Here is a 17,133-nt window from a genome sequence, read left to right as displayed (position 1 = left end):
TGTATCTTGCGGAGATTTATTAAATACGATATAAACATGAACCCCTATTTAATCCCCTTCTTTGCAACTGTTGCACTGACCGCAACCGCTCAACAAAAAAACGAGATTACCAGCGTCCTCGAAATACTGGATGTAACCAATGGTAACCGGACCGTCGTCAAAGAATTTCCCTACCGGATTGAAGCCCCCAATTGGACGCCCGACGGGCAATGGCTGCTATACAACAGCGAAGGAAAGCTTTACCGCCTTTCCCCCACCTCGTCTGCCGAACCGGAACTGATAAACACCGGATTTGCCCAAAACTGCAACAACGACCACGTCCTCTCGGCCGACGGACAGCAGATAGCCATCAGCCACGGGACGAAAGAGGACTATAAATCGCGCATTTATACACTTCCCATCACGGGCGGCACTCCCCGTTTAATAACGCCTATGGCTCCCAGCTACCTCCACGGTTGGAGTCCCGACGGTAAAGAACTTGCCTATTGCGCCGAACGAAACGGCAACTATGATATTTATACCATCCCCGTGGAAGGAGGTGAAGAAACCCGCCTGACCACTGCCGAGGGTCTGGATGACGGACCGGAATATTCCCCCTGCGGACAATACATCTGGTTCAACTCCGTACGCACCGGACTCATGCAAGTCTGGCGCATGAAGGCAGACGGCTCCGAACAGACCCAGATGACCTTTGACGAAACCCGCAACTCCTGGTTCCCCCACATCTCTCCTGACGGAAAATCCGTTGTATTCATCACCTACTACAAAGGTGACCTGGAACCGGGAGAGCATCTGGCAAACAAGAACGTAGAACTACGCCTAATGCCCGCAAACGGTGGAGAACCCAAAACTTTGTTAAAGATTTTCGGCGGACAAGGCACCATCAATGTCAACTCATGGGCACCGGACAGCAAACGCATAGCCTTTGTCAGCTATCGAATTAACTGATATGACTTGATGATTTTCACTCCATTTTTTACTAACTTTGCCCGACTAAAGATGCAGTAAAACAAAATGGAAAAGAAAAAGAAGAAAATCATTATCGGAACATTCGTTACACTAATTCTTATTGGAGCAGCTTGTGCAGGAACAGTATACTACTATCTGTTTGCCCCGCAATTCCATCCGCAAAAGACAGTCTATATCTATATAGACCGCGACGACACCGCTGACTCCATATATAATAAGGTGAAACAACAAGGCCATCCCCGAAGCTTCACCGGCTTCCGCTGGATGGCCCAATACAAGAAATATTCCGAAAACATACACACCGGACGCTACGCTATCCGGCCGGGAGAAAACGTATATCACGTATTCAGCCGTCTGTACCGCGGATATCAAGAACCTATGAACCTCACCGTCGGCAGCGTACGCACGCTGGACCGCCTGGCACGCAGCATAAGCAAACAGCTCATGATAGACTCCGCCGAAATAGCCGGACTGATGAACGACTCCGCATTCCAACAAAAACTGGGATACACCAAAGAGACCTTGCCCTGCCTCTTCATCCCCGAAACCTACCAAGTCTATTGGGACATGAGTGTGGAAGAGTTCTTCGAAAGAATGCAGAAAGAGCACCAAAGGTTCTGGAACCAGGAACGCCTAGGCAAAGCCACCGCCATCGGAATGACCCCGACGGAAATCTGCACCCTTGCCTCCATCGTCGAGGAAGAGACAAACAACAATCCTGAAAAACCGATGGTAGCAGGGTTATATATCAACCGCCTGCACGCCGGCATGCCCCTGCAAGCCGACCCTACCATCAAATTTGCCTTGCAGGCCTTCGGCTTGCGGAGAATTACGAATGGCCATCTGGCGGTAGAATCCCCCTACAACACCTACCTCAATACCGGATTGCCTCCCGGCCCCATACGCATCCCCTCACCCAGCGGGCTGGATGCCGTGCTGAATTATACGAAACACAACTACCTCTACATGTGTGCCAAAGAGGACTTCTCGGGCACCCATAACTTTGCATCCAATTATGCCGAGCACATGAAAAATGCAAGAAGATATTGGGATGCATTAAACGAAAGAAAGATTTTCAAGTAATCTGCTGATAAAATAAAAGCAAAATCCTATATTTGCGTCAAATATTAATCCATGACTAACACTTAAATATTCAGATATGAGCAAGCAACTCTTACTTGGCGATGAAGCCATTGCACAAGCTGCATTAGATGCCGGACTTTCGGGCGTATATGCCTATCCCGGCACTCCTTCTACGGAAATCACCGAATATATTCAGATGGCACCGGTTACTGCTGAAAAGAACATTCATAACCGCTGGTGCTCTAACGAAAAAACTGCGATGGAGGCTGCCCTGGGCATGTCCTTTGCAGGCAAGCGTTCACTAGTGTGCATGAAGCACGTGGGTATGAACGTGGCTGCCGACTGTTTCATCAACTCTGCCATTACCGGCGTAAAAGGTGGTCTGATAGTCATAGCTGCCGACGATCCCAGCATGCATTCCTCGCAGAACGAGCAGGACAGCCGTTTCTATGGCGACTTCTCCCTCATCCCGATGTACGAACCAAGCAACCAGCAGGAAGCATACGACATGGTATACAACGGATTCAGCTTCTCCGAACAGACCGGCGAACCCATCCTGATGCGCATGGTTACGCGCCTGGCACACTCCCGTTCCGGTGTAGAGCGCAAGGAGCAACAACCGCAGAATGAGATTTCCTTCAGCGAAGACCCACGTCAGTTCATCCTCCTGCCGGGTAATGCACGCAAACGTTACAAAGCATTGCTGCAACGCCAGGACGAATTTATCAAAGCTTCTGAAAACTCCGCTTACAACAAATATACCGACGGTCCCAACAAAAAGCTGGGTATCGTGGCATGCGGCATCGGCTACAACTACCTGATGGAAAACTATCCCGAAGGCTGCGAATATCCGGTACTGAAAATCGGACAATACCCGTTGCCCAAGAAACAGCTGATGCAGCTGGTAGAAGCATGTGACGAGATTCTGGTACTGGAAGACGGACAACCGTTCGTAGAAAAACAGCTGAAAGGCTATCTGGGCATCGGCATCAAAGTAAAAGGCCGTTTGGACGGCACTCTTTCACAAGACGGAGAGCTGAACCCGGACAGCGTGGCACATGCCGTAGGCAAAGAGAACAAGGCTGAATTCAGCGTTCCTTCTCTGGTAGAGATGCGCCCGCCCGCTTTGTGCGAGGGTTGCGGCCATCGCGACATGTACACGGTGCTGACCCAAGTATTGAAAGAAGAATATCCCACTTATAAGGTGTTCAGCGACATTGGTTGCTACACGCTGGGAGCCAACGCTCCGTTCAACGCCATTAACTCTTGCGTGGATATGGGCGCCTCCATCACCATGGCGAAGGGTGCTTCGGATGCCGGTCTGCATCCTGCCGTAGCCGTTATCGGCGACTCCACCTTCACCCACTCGGGCATGACAGGACTGCTGGATTGCGTCAACGAAAACGCCGACGTCACCATCGTCATCTCCGACAACGAAACCACCGCCATGACCGGAGGACAAGACTCTGCCGGCACCGGACGTTTGGAAGCCATCTGCGCCGGCATCGGTGTAGCTCCCGAACACATCCGCGTCGTAGTTCCTTTGAAGAAGAACTACGAAGAGATGAAGCAAATCATCCGGGAAGAAATCGAATACCACGGCGTATCCGTCATCATCCCCCGCAGAGAATGTATCCAAACATTAGCACGCAAAAAAAGAAACAAGTAAAGCCATGAAAAAAGACATCATACTTTCCGGCGTAGGAGGACAAGGTATCCTCTCCATCGCCACCGTAATCGGCAAAGCAGCCCTCAAGGGCGGACTCTACATGAAGCAGGCAGAAGTACACGGCATGAGCCAGCGAGGCGGTGACGTGCAGTCCAACTTGCGCATCAGCGACCAACCCATCGCCTCGGACCTTATCCCCACAGGAAAATGCGACCTCATCATCTCCTTGGAACCGATGGAGGCGTTGCGCTACCTCCCCTTCCTCAGCCCTGAGGGTTGGCTGGTGACCAATGAAGCTCCCTTCATCAACATTCCCAACTATCCGGCAGAAGAAGACATCAAGGCCGAAATCAACAAGCTGCCGCATAAAATCATGCTGAACGTAAACGAGGTGGCAAAAGAAGTCGGCTCTCCCCGCGTAGCGAACATCGTACTGCTGGGCGCCACCATCCCCTTTCTCGGCATTGACTATGCAAAGGTGCAAGACAGCATCCGCGAAATCTTCCAACGCAAGGGAGACGCCATTGTAGAGTTGAACCTCAAAGCGTTGGCTGCCGGCAAAGAGATTGCTGAAAAACTGATGTAAACTATAATTGACTCTAAATTTCAACATACCATGAATAACAAATACTGGGAAGAAGAGATTGAAACGATGCCCCGTGAGCAGTTGCGCGAACTACAACTGCAACGGTTAAAAAAGACTGTCAGCATTGCCGCCAACTCTCCCTACTATAAAAAAGTATTCCAAGAGCATGGCATCACTGCCGGCAGCATCCGGTCTATAGAAGACATACGTAAGATACCGTTTACCACCAAGGCTGATATGCGCGCCAATTATCCTTTTGGATTAGTAGCAGGCGATATGCGTGAGGACGGAGTACGTATCCATTCTTCCAGTGGCACTACGGGCACGCCGACGGTCATCGTACACTCCCAACACGATTTGGACTCTTGGGCAAACTTAGTGGCACGCTGCCTCTATATGGTAGGCATCCGTAAGACGGATGTTTTCCAAAACAGCTCCGGCTACGGTATGTTCACCGGAGGACTGGGCTTTCAGTATGGAGCCGAACGTCTGGGTGCACTGACTGTTCCTGCCGCTGCCGGCAACAGCAAGCGCCAGATTAAGTTCATCACCGATTTCAAGACTACTGCCCTACATGCCATTCCCAGCTATGCCATCCGTCTGGCCGAAGTATTCCAGGAAGAAGGTATAGACCCTACCAGTACAAGCTTGAAAACGCTTGTTATCGGTGCCGAACCCCACACAGACGAGCAACGTAGAAAGATTGAGCGCATGCTTGGTGTCAAAGCCTACAACAGCTTCGGTATGACTGAAATGAACGGTCCCGGCGTAGCCTTCGAATGTACCGAACAAGACGGCATGCACTTCTGGGAAGATTGCTACCTGGTCGAAATCATTAATCCAGAAACCGGCGAACCCGTACCGGAAGGTGAAATCGGCGAACTGGTACTGACAACCTTAGACAGAGAAATGATGCCGCTTATCCGTTATCGCACGCGCGATCTTACCCGCATTCTGCCTGGCAAGTGCCCTTGCGGACGTACCCACATCCGTATAGACCGCATCAAAGGCCGTAGTGACGACATGTTCATCATCAAGGGAGTCAACATCTTCCCCATGCAGGTGGAAAAGGTGCTGGTACAATTCCCCGAATTGGGCAGTAATTACCTCATCACACTTGAAACGGTTAATAATCAAGATGAAATGATTGTAGAAGTTGAACTCAGCGACCTCTCTACCGATAACTATATCGAGCTGGAGAAGATTCGCAAAGCAATCACCCGTCAGTTGAAAGACGAGATTCTGGTAACCCCGAAATTGCGGTTGGTGAAGAAAGGCTCCCTACCGCAGAGCGAAGGAAAAGCCGTCAGGGTAAAAGACCTGAGGAACAACAAATAAACCGTAAAAACCTCTTTTCAAAACAGACCATCTGTTCACCCGATACAGATGGTCTGTTTTGTATAAACGTATCATCTATCTTCCCTTGATACATCATCTGTTTCAGCATCACGTATCATTTGTTTCACAATCACCCACATCCGCATAAAAAGAAAGAGGAACGGGTTATCCAGACAGATTACCGTTCCTCTTTTATAGAAAGCCGCACCGATGATGTGATGAAACTCCGTATGACATGATTTGAGTGCTCCTCCTCTTTGTAATCCACCGACTCAAGAGTTACCCCGAAGGGCGTGGCCCGCCATTGAGAAGCGAAGCTTGTCTCGGTATTTCATAAAAATTGATGAGTTTCCCGATCCAATCAATGCGGCTATTTTTTCTATAACAAAGGTAATGAGTTTCTATGAAAGAAACAAGTAAAATCAGCAAATTGTTTCAAGCCCTTTTAATGTTTTAACCCCTCCCAAGACTATCAGAAAACAAAAAGTGCTGACTACCAAAAGAGTAATCAGCACCTCGTAGTTTATCTGCTAACTGTTTTTATGCAGCCTTTGCTTTAGCAACGATAGCCTTGAAAGCTTCCGGATGGTTCATCGCTAAATCAGCCAACACCTTGCGGTTGATTTCGATACCGGCTTTGTGCAAAGCGCCCATCAGCTTAGAGTAAGACATACCTTCCAGACGAGCGGCAGCATTGATACGCTGAATCCACAAAGCACGGAAGTTTCTCTTCTTGTTCTTACGGTCACGGAACGCATAAGTCAAACCTTTCTCCCAAGTATTCTTGGCAACGGTCCAAACGTTCTTTCTTGCACCAAAGTAACCTCTGGTCAATTTCAAAATTTTCTTTCTTCTTGCTTTAGAAGCAACATGATTTACTGATCTTGGCATAGTTTTACTTGTTTTTGAATGTTAGCGCCGTTACTTCACGCAGCGGACTTAAAGCTAATGCATTCGGTTAATAACTTTAATACTTTTGTACGCTTTTCAATTACTTCATTGCTAAAAGCTCTTTCACCTGGCTTACATCTGTTGTACTTACAAGTGTAGAGTAGCACAAGTTTCTTTTCTGCTTCTTAGTTTTCTTAGTCAGGATGTGACTATGAAAAGCGTGCTTTCTTTTGATTTTACCTGTTCCGGTAAGAGTAAATCTCTTTTTAGAACCGGAGTTAGTCTTCATCTTTGGCATCTTTTTTAACTTTTTAATTATTAAATTATATGGCAACGCACTATACCTATGGCGTTACTCATTCTTTATTCTCCTTCGGTTTCAGCCGACGCGGCCTTTGGCGCATCTTCTGCAGGCTTGGGAGCCACGTTCTTCTTCGATGCCGCCGCTTTCTTCGGAGAGAGCTGGATTGTCATTCTCTTTCCTTCCAGAACCGGCATCTGGTCTACCTTCGCATAATCTTCCAAGTCATTGGCAAAACGGAGCAGCAGCACTTCTCCTTGCTCTTTGAACAAGATAGAACGACCTTTAAAGAATACGTAGGCTTTCACCTTATCGCCATCTTCCAAAAAGCCTTTGGCATGCTTCAACTTGAAATTATAGTCATGGTCATCAGTCTGAGGTCCAAAACGTATTTCCTTCACGTTTACCTTCACCTGCTTTGCCTTTTGCTCTTTCTGACGCTTCTTTAACTGATAAAGAAATTTAGAATAATCAATAATACGACAAACAGGGGGTTGTGCATTTGGAGAAATCTCCACGAGATCCGCTTCATGTTCTTCAGCAAGTCTTAAAGCCTGCGCTATCGGATACACTTTTGGTTCTACTTCATCGCCCACTATGCGGACTTCTTTGGCCCGGATTTGTTCGTTAATCCGATGTTGCCCTTTTAAGCTGTCATTCTTCATTAAATAACGTTTACTTCCAGTTTGTTTCTTATTTACTATTCCCAAATTAATGTTTTAGTTAAGTAAAAGCGATCTTTAGAACATCTAATATATGCTATGCTTCTACAATTGGGCGCAAAGTTACCATTTATTTATCATATTCTGAACTTCTTCGTTCATTTTTTTGGCAAATTCTTCAAATTTCATGGTTCCCTTATCACCTTCTCCCTGCTTGCGGACAGCAACTTCCTTGTTTTCAGCCTCCTTTTCACCTACAACCAGCATGTACGGAATACGCTTCATCTCATTGTCACGAATCTTACGACCAATCTTTTCATTGCGTTCATCCACAATGGCACGGATGTCATATCGCTTCAAGTATTGTTTCACTTCATGCGCATAGTCGTTGAACTTCTCGCTGATAGGCAGAATAGCGACCTGATCAGGAGTCAGCCACAACGGGAATTTACCAGCTGTATGCTCAATAAGCACAGCCACGAAACGTTCCATGGAGCCGAACGGAGCACGGTGAACCATTACGGGACGGTGCTTCTGATTGTCGGCACCGGTATATTCCAGTTGGAAACGTTCCGGCAGGTTGTAGTCCACCTGGATGGTACCCAGCTGCCAACGGCGACCAATGGCATCCTTCACCATGAAATCCAGTTTAGGACCATAGAAAGCAGCTTCTCCATATTCTATTTTTGCCTTCAACCCCTTTTCTTCACAAGCTTCGATAATGGCACGTTCTGCTTTTTCCCAGTTCTCGTCACTACCGATATATTTTTCGCGGTTCACCTTGTCGCGCAAGGAAATCTGTGCCTCGAAGTTCTCGAAGTCCATAGATTCGAACACGATGGAGATAATGTCCATTACACGGAGGAACTCATCCTTCACCTGGTCCGGACGACAGAAGATGTGCGCATCATCCTGCGTAAAGCTACGTACACGTGTCAGCCCGTGCAGCTCACCACTCTGCTCGTAACGGCAAACCGTACCGAACTCTGCCAAACGCAAAGGCAGGTCTTTGTAAGAACGGGGTGAGTTCTTGTAAATCATACAGTGGTGAGGGCAGTTCATCGGTTTCAAGAAGTACTCTTCCCCTTCTTCCGGTGTATGTATGGGCTGAAAGGAGTCCTTACCATATTTTGCATAGTGTCCGGAAGTGATGTAAAGCAATTTGTTGCCGATGGGCGGACACATTACTTCCTGATAATCGTAACGGGCCTGGATGCGACGTAAGAAGTCCTGCAAGCGGATACGCAGTGCAGTACCTTTGGGCAGCCACATCGGGAGTCCCTTACCTACGGTGTCGGAGAACATGAACAAGTCCATCTCCTTACCGATTTTACGGTGATCGCGCTTCTTTGCCTCTTCCAGCAGAACAAGATACTCATCCAGCATCTTCTTCTTCGGGAAGGTGATACCATAGATACGGGTCATCATCTTACGGTCTTCTTGTCCACGCCAATAAGCACCGGCGACGGAAGTCAGCTTAATAGCCTTGATAGGAGCTGTGGTCATCAAGTGAGGGCCACGGCACAAATCAGTAAATGCACCCTGCGTATAAGTTGTGATGTGACCGTCTTCCAATTCGGAAATCAGCTCGCATTTATAAGTTTCTCCACGGTCACCAAACATCTTCAAAGCATCTGCCTTGGCAATGTCTTGTCTGACAACCGCTTCTTTCTTAGCCACCAGTTCAGCCATTTTTTTCTCAATGGCCGGCAGGTCAGCTTCCTTGATAGTCGTTTCACCCGGGTCCACATCATAGTAGAAACCGTTTTCGATAGCAGGACCTATACCGAACTGGATGCCCGGATAGAGTTCCTGCAAAGCTTCGGCCAGCAGGTGGGCACTGGTATGCCAAAAGGCATGCTTACCCTGCTCATCCTCCCATTTATAAAGAACCACTTCAGCGTCTTGCATGATAGGACGCCCCAAATCATAAATTTCTCCGTTCACGCCACAAGCCAGCACGTCTTGTGCCAATCGCGAACTGATGCTTTCTGCAATCTGCAGTCCCGTTACTCCTTCGTTATATTCACGAACAGAGCCGTCTGGAAATGTTATCTTTATCATAGTTTATATGTATATTTCATTTTTCAGAACGCAAAAATAGCTAATTCTTTTTGATATTCTATTTTTTAGCAAAAAAATGTTATTCCCGTGTATCTGTAAACCTCTTTATGATATTATAGGCCGACACAATGCCCAACTCTCCGGCTTTACTCAAATCAGCAATACCTTGTTTGTTATTCCCCAGGAAGATGTGCGTCAACCCACGGTTAAAGTATGCTTCAGCAAAATCGGGGCTCAGCTCAATCGCCTTGTCATAATCCGCCAAGGCGGCACGGTAATCCTTCAGCAACGAAGACACATTGCCACGGTTATAATAGCCATAAACAAAATCAGGAGCCAATTGGATAACGTGGTCCAGGTCATTCTTCACAACTTCATAATCGATGGCCGTCACTTCAGGCTTCTTCATTTCCGTTGTACCCGAAGTGGCGCCTTCACTCATTGTGGCTTCGGCCTTTTTATATTCCAGTTGCTTATAACGCACCAAAGCACGCATAAAGTATGCCGGAAAGAAAGTGTCGTCCAACAAGATACTCTTTGTAAAGTCATCTATGGAACTGGCAAAATCCTGAACCAGATAGAAGTCCAGACCTCTCATGAAACGTTTCTTGGCGTTCTTCTCGTCAGCCACCACATCAGACGTATGAGCGTCTATCAAAGCAAAGTGGAAGCGTACTTGTTCCTCCGTCAGCGGAGCTTCCATATTGGTGATGCGCAGTGGCTTCGGGAACAGTTTCGAATGGTTCAGTTCCTCAATATACTTATGATAATGTACGATACGCTTCACATCGCTCAGTTTCTCATAATAAGTCAAAGCATACATCGGCTCAAGCTTGATGGTCACATTCCGGTCTTGTACACGTCCACGATAATCGCTCTTATAACGCTGGTCAACTTCCGAATCGTCCGCTATTACAATTTTCCGATAATTTTCCATATTCTTGTCGGATTTCTTACGGGTCTTCCCGCCATCTCCATTGGAGTTCCCCGAAGAATTATCCGCAACATCCTTACTGTCGCCACCTTCCTTTTTGTCACCGGAAGAAACACCGTTACGCTTGTCTATCTGCATCTTCATGATTTTGAACTCATCCTGCTCGGCTCCTTTACGGTCGCCAATCTTTTTACGGGCTTCGGCACGCTGATAATAGCCGGCCATAAAGTTAGGATATTCTGCAATCACTTTGGAATAGTCACTGATAGCTCCCCGGTAATCCCCCGTCTGCGCACGTAACAAACCACGATTGAAAGTGGCCATCATATTATCCGGTTCCATCTTCAACACAAAATCAAAATCCTCTATCGCCCGGTTGTCATCGCCTACCTGGGCACGCAGCAGACCGCGGTTGTAGTGCCCGAGAAAATTATTCGGATCAATATCCAAAGCCAAATCATAGTCACTCATGGCGCCTCTCAAATTATTCTGATGGAAACGCGCCAAGGCACGGTTGATATAGTTACCGGCATTCTTTGCACTCAGATGGATAGACTGGTCCAAATCAGCTTCAGCCTCTTTATACTTTCCCTGCTGGAGACGTACAATGGCTCTTGCCCCCCATCCGTCCGGGTCATAACGGTCCATATCAATAGCTTTGTCAAAATCACGCAAAGCTTGTATCGTATCGTTCTGTTTCAGGGAGACTTCCCCGCGCATCAGATAGGCACGCGTATATTTGGGGGCAATTGTCAGAAGCGTACCCAAATCTTCCTTAGCCGCCTCATAATCTTCTTTCTGAATATGGCAAAGGGAAAGATTATGCCAAAGCACCACATTCTCCGGATCGTATTTGATAGCGGTTTTATAATCTTCAATCGCCTCGTCAAACTTGTTCTGACGGATACGTGCCAATCCTCTGATCTGGTAAGCACCTACCACAAAAGGATTTCTTTGAATCGCAGCATCACAATCACTCTCCGCTCCCTGATAGTCATCCAAATTGATTTTTGCCAGTCCACGGAAGAAATAAGGCTCATATAAATAAGGTTTCGCGTTGATTACCTGATTAAAATATTGGATAGAAAGCACGTAATCCTCAAAATACAATGCATTCCGAGCAATGGTCATCACCCGTTCCGTATTGATTTGCGCATACAACAATGTGGGTAACAGCAAAATAGCTGTCAGTATTTTTCTTATCATCTTGTTTTATAAATGCTTGTAAACGAAACAAAAGTAACGTTTTTCGTTTACTTGTCGGGATTAGCGGAACACTTTTTATATTTTTTGAGCCTTTTATACCATATTATATGGTTGACTTATTTCTTTACGGTTTTCACCTTATAAGTGCAGTGTGCCTTGCCCTTCAACATGGCATTCAGTTTTCCTTTAATCATCTGCTTGCGCAACGGAGACAAATGGTCGATGAACATCTTTCCTTCCAGATGGTCGAACTCGTGCTGCATCACGCGTGCCAGGTAGCCTTCGATAATCTCATCGTGCGGTTCCAGATTCTCGTCCAGGTACTGCACACGTATTTTGTTGCCACGCTTCACCGACTCATGAATACCGGGAAGGCTCAAGCACCCCTCGTCCATAGAAACCTCCTCACCGGACACCTCCAAAATATGGGCATTGATATACGCCTTGCGGAAATCTTTATATTCTGGCATATCTTCGGAAAGTACATCCAAATCGATTACCACCACACGGATGGGAAGCCCAATCTGCGGTGCTGCAAGTCCTACGCCTTCGGCATGGTCCATCGTTTCAAACATATTCTCGATAAGCTCTTTCAAATTCGGATAGTCCGGGGCAATATCCTCTGCTACCTTTCTCAATACGGGCTGACCGTACACATAAATGGGTAAAATCATTTCCTTTACTACAAATTACTAATTACAAATTATTTTCTATACATTATAAAAAGGAGAAACGTTTGTTCTCCAAATAAGTTTGCAGAATAATAGTTGCACTGATTTCATCCACCAGTGCTTTATTTTGGCGGTCTTTCTTTTTCAATCCAGCCTCAAGCATCGTCCGATGAGCCAGAACAGAAGTAAAACGCTCGTCTACATATTCAACCGGCATGTCAGGCAGTTTCTTCTTCAGCGAACGGACAAAAGGTTCGATATTCTTCATGTTTTCCGAAGCCTCATTATTCATCTGCTTAGGAAGGCCTACCAAGATACGCTCTACCGGCTCCTTAGCCACATAATCAAGAAGAAACTGCAACAATTGGTGTGTAGGCACAGTTGTCAGTCCATTCGCAATCATCTGCAATGTATCACTCACGGCTATTCCCGTACGTTTTCGACCGTAGTCTATGGCTATTATTCTACTCATAATGGGCTACAAAATTACGATTAAAATTTGAATTCCGCCGTTAATCTTACATATATAATACAGAAAAAAGGGATGTCTGATAGTATCAAACATCCCTCCGCTGATTTTTTCATTAATTATTTCAAATGAATTTTGTATGTCAGCCCTCCCGTAAAATATTTCATCCTCTGCATTTCGACCTGCACATGCAGATGCTTGAACAGCAGATAAGTGGCTCCCAAAGCAAAGTCCCTGGAGTCGTACTCCGCTATCACCCTCAACTGCGGATGGAAGGAGGGATTGTAGGTGACACCCAGTGCAAAGCCATTCAGTTTGTACTCCTTGCGGTTGTTGTAAAGGTAGGAAAGATGGACACCGATCTCCTCCTTACCCACAACGGGTATATGCTTGGAGGCGGCAATATACCTTAATTCCGCAACACTATTATAAAATATTTTTTTTAAGTACCTGAGCAACAAAAAGTTGCTCAGGATTTTGCCATGTCAGAGGATTCACTTAACTTAGTGTTGCAAAAAAATAATCAAACAAAACCTCATCAGGCATGGCAAAAATACAAATAAAATCCGAGAAGCTCACTCCTTTTGGAGGAATATTTTCAATCATGGAGCAATTTGACTCCACATTGTCATCTGTAATCGACTCGACACTCGGTCTAAGGTGTAGCTCGTTCGGTTATCAGTACAGTGAAATCGTCCGTTCCCTCATGAGTATCTACTTCTGTGGTGGCTCATGCATTGAGGATGTCACTACTCATTTGATGAACCATCTCTCGCTCCATCCGACACTTCGTACTTGTAGTTCTGATACTATCCTCAGAGCGATAAAGGAACTGACGCAAGGAAACATCTCATACACATCAGATACGGGTAAGAACTACGATTTCAACACGGCTGACACACTCAATACCTTACTGCTCAATTGTATGTTTGCATCCGGCCAACTGAAAGAGGGCGAGATGTATGATGTTGATTTCGACCATCAGTTCATAGAGACTGAGAAGTATGATGCAAAGCCTACATACAAGAAGTTCCTTGGTTATCGCCCTGGCGTGGCGGTTATTGACGACTTGATTGTTGGCATTGAGAATAGCGATGGTAACACCAACGTTCGTTTTCATCAGAAGGACACGCTGAAGAGATTCTTTGAGAGATTTGAGCAGAACGGACTTACAATCAATCGTTTCAGAGCTGATTGTGGATCATGTTCCGAGGAAATCGTGGAGGAAATAGAGAAACACAGCAAATCCTTCTATATCCGCGCAAACCGCTGCAGTTCGCTCTACAATGACATCTTTGCTCTTAGAGGCTGGAAGACTGAGGAAATCAATGGCATTGAGTTCGAATTGAACTCTATTCTTGTTGAGAAGTGGAAGGGTAAAGCATACCGACTTGTGATTCAAAGACAGAAACGGATGGACGGTGTGCTGGATCTTTGGGAAGGAGAATACACATACCGTTGTATCCTGACTAACGACTATGAATCTTCCACAAGAGAAATTGTCGAGTTCTATAACCTTCGTGGAGGAAAGGAACGTATCTTCGATGATATGAACAATGGTTTCGGGTGGGACAGATTGCCCAAATCCTTCATGGCAGAGAACACTGTGTTCCTTCTTCTTACGGCACTTATCCGTAATTTCTACAAGGCCATTATCCACAGACTTGACGTAAAGAGGTTCGGACTCAATGCAACAAGTCGCATAAAAGCGTTTGTCTTCAGGTTTGTCTCTGTACCAGCCAAGTGGATCAGAACATCAAGGCGGTATGTGCTGAATATCTATACCTGTAATAATGCTTACGCAGATATTTTTCAGACTGATTTTGGATAACGCCTACAACTTATGGGTATGATACTGCGTATTGCCTCAAGTCGCATAGTGGGGCAAGGGGATATTGTGGGCAGAAGTGGGTATTTCAGCCTCAATTTATCTGCTAATTCAGTGATGAGAGGACGTTTAGACGCAAGAAGGACGCTGAAGAGCTTAGTTGCGGATTTGAGGATAAAATATTTTTTTTAAGTACCTGAGCAACTTTTTGTTGCTCAGGTACTTAAAAAAAATATTTTATAATAGTGTTGCGGAATTAAGGGCTACTTAAAAATTTGGTTGATTCAGACTTTATCATGCGGTATTTACCCTATATGGATGCAAAATTACCCGTGTTGCTTTGGCTGTAACAGTAAAATTCGGCTGAAACGGATAAATTTATATCTGAACCGCCCAAATAGGCGGTTTATTTTGAAAAACAGATTTTCTAAATGGTATTTCGGCAAACATAAAGTGCAACTCCATCCGTTTCAACATTCATTTTCATCACTTCAATGGTGATTTTATCCGTTTCAGTCGGTTTTATCCTATCAACTAAAGATGTAAATCCCTATTTTTGCGGAATATGAAGTAACTTTGTATCTGATATGGCCAACGAGAATATAAAAATAATGAATTGGAAGAACGGTCTGTTGTTATCAACCGTTTCCTATATGCTCTACCTCATTCTGTGGTTTATACTCGATGATGAAACCGCCGGCCAATTACCGGAGATGGCAATAGCCGATTATATCATCGATTATCTGTTGTGTATGCTGTTTACCTACATCTCTTTAGGATTTTCCTTTTTGGTCTTTAGGGTATTGCCATTTAGGACATCTTATGTGTGGGTGATTGTCTATGCTTCCTGCCTTTTTACCCTGAACAACGTTGTCGCATTCGGCATGATTTCTTTGTTCAACTTCTTATGGGGTGAAAACGGCAACGGGCTTCTTGACGAGCTCCTCAACATGAAAGGCGCATATACTTTTGCCATGATTTCCACATTCTTGTCAAGCGTCTATGCCAACACGTTCTATCTTCAGTCTTACATCAAGGCACGCAACGAGAAACAGGCACTTGAAATGGCACTGATGAAAGAAAAGGAGATAGCCTTGCAGTCACAGCTCAATTCCCTGAAACTGCAAATCAATCCGCATTTCATGTTCAACAACTTCAACAATCTGCTGGAGCTGATTGAGGAGGATAGCGGACTTGCCGGAAAATTCCTGAGCAATCTGTCGAAAGTATACCGATACATCATCACCAACTTGGACCGAAACCTGATACCTGTCGCGGACGAAATCAAGTTTCTTGATTCATACTTGTACTTGATGAAAGTGCGCCACGACGAAGGTGTCATTGCAAAAGTAAGTCCGGGCGTCAGACAATGCAAAGGTTTTCTTCCACCGGCTGTATTGCAGCTTCTTGTGGAAAACGCAATAAAACATAACAGCTTTTCATCTGAACATCCGCTGGTCATCGACATAAAGCTGTCCGATGATTATATAACAGTCAGCAATCTTAAGTCACCTTTGATGTCCCCAATCGAATCAACCGGTTTAGGACTTAAAAATATCACAGAACGATACGCTTTGCTTTGTGATAAAAAGGTCAAGATAGAGAATGCCGAAAACTTCTATTCGGTAAGTCTGCCCATCATAAAAAACACCATCCCCTATGAACATACTGATTCTTGAAGACGAGCCACGCAATGCCAAATGCCTCATAAGGCTGCTGAACGACATTGACAGAACATTTATTGTCGAAGGCCCTCTTGCCAGCATCAAAGAGACGGTCGAATTCTTTCAATCCGGCAAAACCACAAACCTCATTCTGGCGGATATCCGTTTGACTGACGGTTTGAGTTTCGAAGCTCTAAAATATGCCCCGGCAACCATACCCATCATATTTACCACCGCATACGACGAATATGCGGTACAAGCATTCAAGTTCAACAGTTTCGACTATCTTCTGAAACCGTTGGATTCGGATGAACTTGAAGCGGCCATTGACAAGGCGGCCAAAGCCGGTAAGAATTACACCGACGAAAACCTACAGCAGCTTTTCGATGCCTTACAGAAGAACAAGTTCCGTTATCGGGAGCGTTTCTTGCTTCCTTACCGTGACGGATATAAGACCGTGCGCGTTTCGGACATCAACCACATCGAAACAGAAAACAAGATTGTATATCTCCGTCTTAACAACGGCACTTCCGAAGTGGTCAATGTGTCAATGGATGAACTTGAACACCAACTGAATCCCGACTATTTCTTCCGGGCAAACCGCCAATATATTATCAATGTAGAGCACGTTTTGTTCCTCGGTAATTATTTTGGAGGAAAGTTGATTGTCCGTTTGAAAGGTTATCCGAAAACGGAAATACAAGTGAGTAAGGAAAAGGCGCAGAGGCTTAAGGAATGGATTGACAGGTAATTATTAACATGTGCGTAAAGTGAAATTATGTTCGTTTAGATTTGATT

The 17,133-nt window shown here is 45.6% G+C and carries 16 protein-coding genes and 1 pseudogene; 9 read left to right on the top strand and 8 right to left on the bottom strand.

What is annotated here, in order from left to right; translation table 11 throughout:
- The first annotated feature begins 36 nt into the window (after positions 1 to 36).
- From DWY57_RS09875 to DWY57_RS09855, 5 genes are all read left to right on the top strand, one after another.
- Positions 37 to 948, top strand: a complete 912-nt coding sequence (locus DWY57_RS09875; protein WP_119961674.1) for a TolB family protein — start codon at positions 37 to 39, stop codon at positions 946 to 948.
- A gap of 66 nt (positions 949 to 1,014) precedes the next feature.
- On the top strand, positions 1,015 to 2,052 hold the full coding sequence (mltG, locus tag DWY57_RS09870) for an endolytic transglycosylase MltG (RefSeq protein WP_117601465.1): 1,038 nt from the start codon (positions 1,015 to 1,017) through the stop codon (positions 2,050 to 2,052).
- A gap of 76 nt (positions 2,053 to 2,128) precedes the next feature.
- Entirely contained in the window at positions 2,129 to 3,721 is a 1,593-nt protein-coding gene (locus DWY57_RS09865; protein ID WP_117966620.1) for a thiamine pyrophosphate-dependent enzyme, read from the top strand.
- Positions 3,722 to 3,725: 4 nt separating this feature from the next.
- On the top strand, positions 3,726 to 4,307 hold the full coding sequence (locus DWY57_RS09860) for an indolepyruvate oxidoreductase subunit beta (protein ID WP_117601463.1): 582 nt from the start codon (positions 3,726 to 3,728) through the stop codon (positions 4,305 to 4,307).
- 30 nt (positions 4,308 to 4,337) lie between these two features.
- Positions 4,338 to 5,645: a phenylacetate--CoA ligase gene (locus DWY57_RS09855; protein WP_119961673.1), complete on the top strand. Its 1,308-nt coding sequence runs from the start codon at positions 4,338 to 4,340 to the stop codon at positions 5,643 to 5,645.
- A gap of 540 nt (positions 5,646 to 6,185) precedes the next feature.
- Here the strand turns inward: DWY57_RS09855 and rplT are convergent.
- From rplT to DWY57_RS09815, 8 genes and pseudogenes are all read right to left on the bottom strand, one after another.
- Positions 6,186 to 6,536 (bottom strand): 50S ribosomal protein L20, encoded by a 351-nt coding sequence (gene rplT / locus DWY57_RS09850; protein WP_004289896.1) that lies wholly within the window; start codon positions 6,534 to 6,536, stop codon positions 6,186 to 6,188.
- Positions 6,537 to 6,636: 100 nt separating this feature from the next.
- Positions 6,637 to 6,834, bottom strand: a complete 198-nt coding sequence (rpmI, locus tag DWY57_RS09845; RefSeq protein ID WP_005827880.1) for a 50S ribosomal protein L35 — start codon at positions 6,832 to 6,834, stop codon at positions 6,637 to 6,639.
- Positions 6,835 to 6,899: 65 nt separating this feature from the next.
- Positions 6,900 to 7,502 (bottom strand): translation initiation factor IF-3, encoded by a 603-nt coding sequence (infC, locus tag DWY57_RS09840; RefSeq protein WP_119961672.1) that lies wholly within the window; start codon positions 7,500 to 7,502, stop codon positions 6,900 to 6,902.
- A gap of 120 nt (positions 7,503 to 7,622) precedes the next feature.
- Entirely contained in the window at positions 7,623 to 9,563 is a 1,941-nt protein-coding gene (thrS, locus tag DWY57_RS09835; protein ID WP_005836068.1) for a threonine--tRNA ligase, read from the bottom strand.
- A gap of 79 nt (positions 9,564 to 9,642) precedes the next feature.
- Positions 9,643 to 11,703 carry a tetratricopeptide repeat protein gene (locus DWY57_RS09830; protein ID WP_117601460.1) on the bottom strand — a complete coding sequence of 687 codons (2,061 nt, stop codon included), beginning with the start codon at positions 11,701 to 11,703 and terminating at the stop codon, positions 9,643 to 9,645.
- A gap of 116 nt (positions 11,704 to 11,819) precedes the next feature.
- The gene (gene def / locus DWY57_RS09825) at positions 11,820 to 12,377 is read right to left on the bottom strand and encodes a peptide deformylase (protein ID WP_022402114.1); all 558 of its coding nucleotides are present in this window, start codon (positions 12,375 to 12,377) and stop codon (positions 11,820 to 11,822) included.
- A 43-nt stretch (positions 12,378 to 12,420) separates the two neighbouring features.
- Entirely contained in the window at positions 12,421 to 12,846 is a 426-nt protein-coding gene (gene ruvX, locus DWY57_RS09820) for a Holliday junction resolvase RuvX (protein ID WP_005827870.1), read from the bottom strand.
- A 116-nt stretch (positions 12,847 to 12,962) separates the two neighbouring features.
- Positions 12,963 to 13,250, bottom strand: a pseudogene (locus DWY57_RS09815) (hypothetical protein); the annotation flags it as partial.
- A gap of 137 nt (positions 13,251 to 13,387) precedes the next feature.
- Between DWY57_RS09815 and DWY57_RS09810 the strand changes: the two are divergent.
- From DWY57_RS09810 to DWY57_RS09800, 4 genes are all read left to right on the top strand, one after another.
- Complete coding sequence (locus DWY57_RS09810; protein WP_005805709.1) at positions 13,388 to 14,674, top strand: IS1380-like element IS613 family transposase; 1,287 nt, start codon at positions 13,388 to 13,390, stop codon at positions 14,672 to 14,674.
- Positions 14,675 to 14,686: 12 nt separating this feature from the next.
- Positions 14,687 to 14,863 (top strand): PqqD family protein, encoded by a 177-nt coding sequence (locus tag DWY57_RS21285; RefSeq protein ID WP_243634669.1) that lies wholly within the window; start codon positions 14,687 to 14,689, stop codon positions 14,861 to 14,863.
- Between the two features lie 395 nt (positions 14,864 to 15,258).
- Positions 15,259 to 16,350, top strand: coding sequence for a sensor histidine kinase (locus DWY57_RS09805; RefSeq protein ID WP_054350165.1), 1,092 nt, complete (start codon positions 15,259 to 15,261; stop codon positions 16,348 to 16,350).
- On the top strand, positions 16,331 to 17,086 hold the full coding sequence (locus tag DWY57_RS09800; protein WP_119961671.1) for a LytTR family DNA-binding domain-containing protein: 756 nt from the start codon (positions 16,331 to 16,333) through the stop codon (positions 17,084 to 17,086). The genes DWY57_RS09805 and DWY57_RS09800 overlap by 20 nt, the downstream gene beginning before the upstream one ends.
- Positions 17,087 to 17,133: the final 47 nt, after the last annotated feature.

The sequence above is a fragment of the Bacteroides sp. AF25-5LB genome (genome assembly GCF_003602965.1).
Taxonomy (GTDB): Bacteria; Bacteroidota; Bacteroidia; order Bacteroidales; family Bacteroidaceae; genus Bacteroides; species Bacteroides uniformis.
This window is presented reverse-complemented; position numbering and strand designations above follow the sequence as displayed.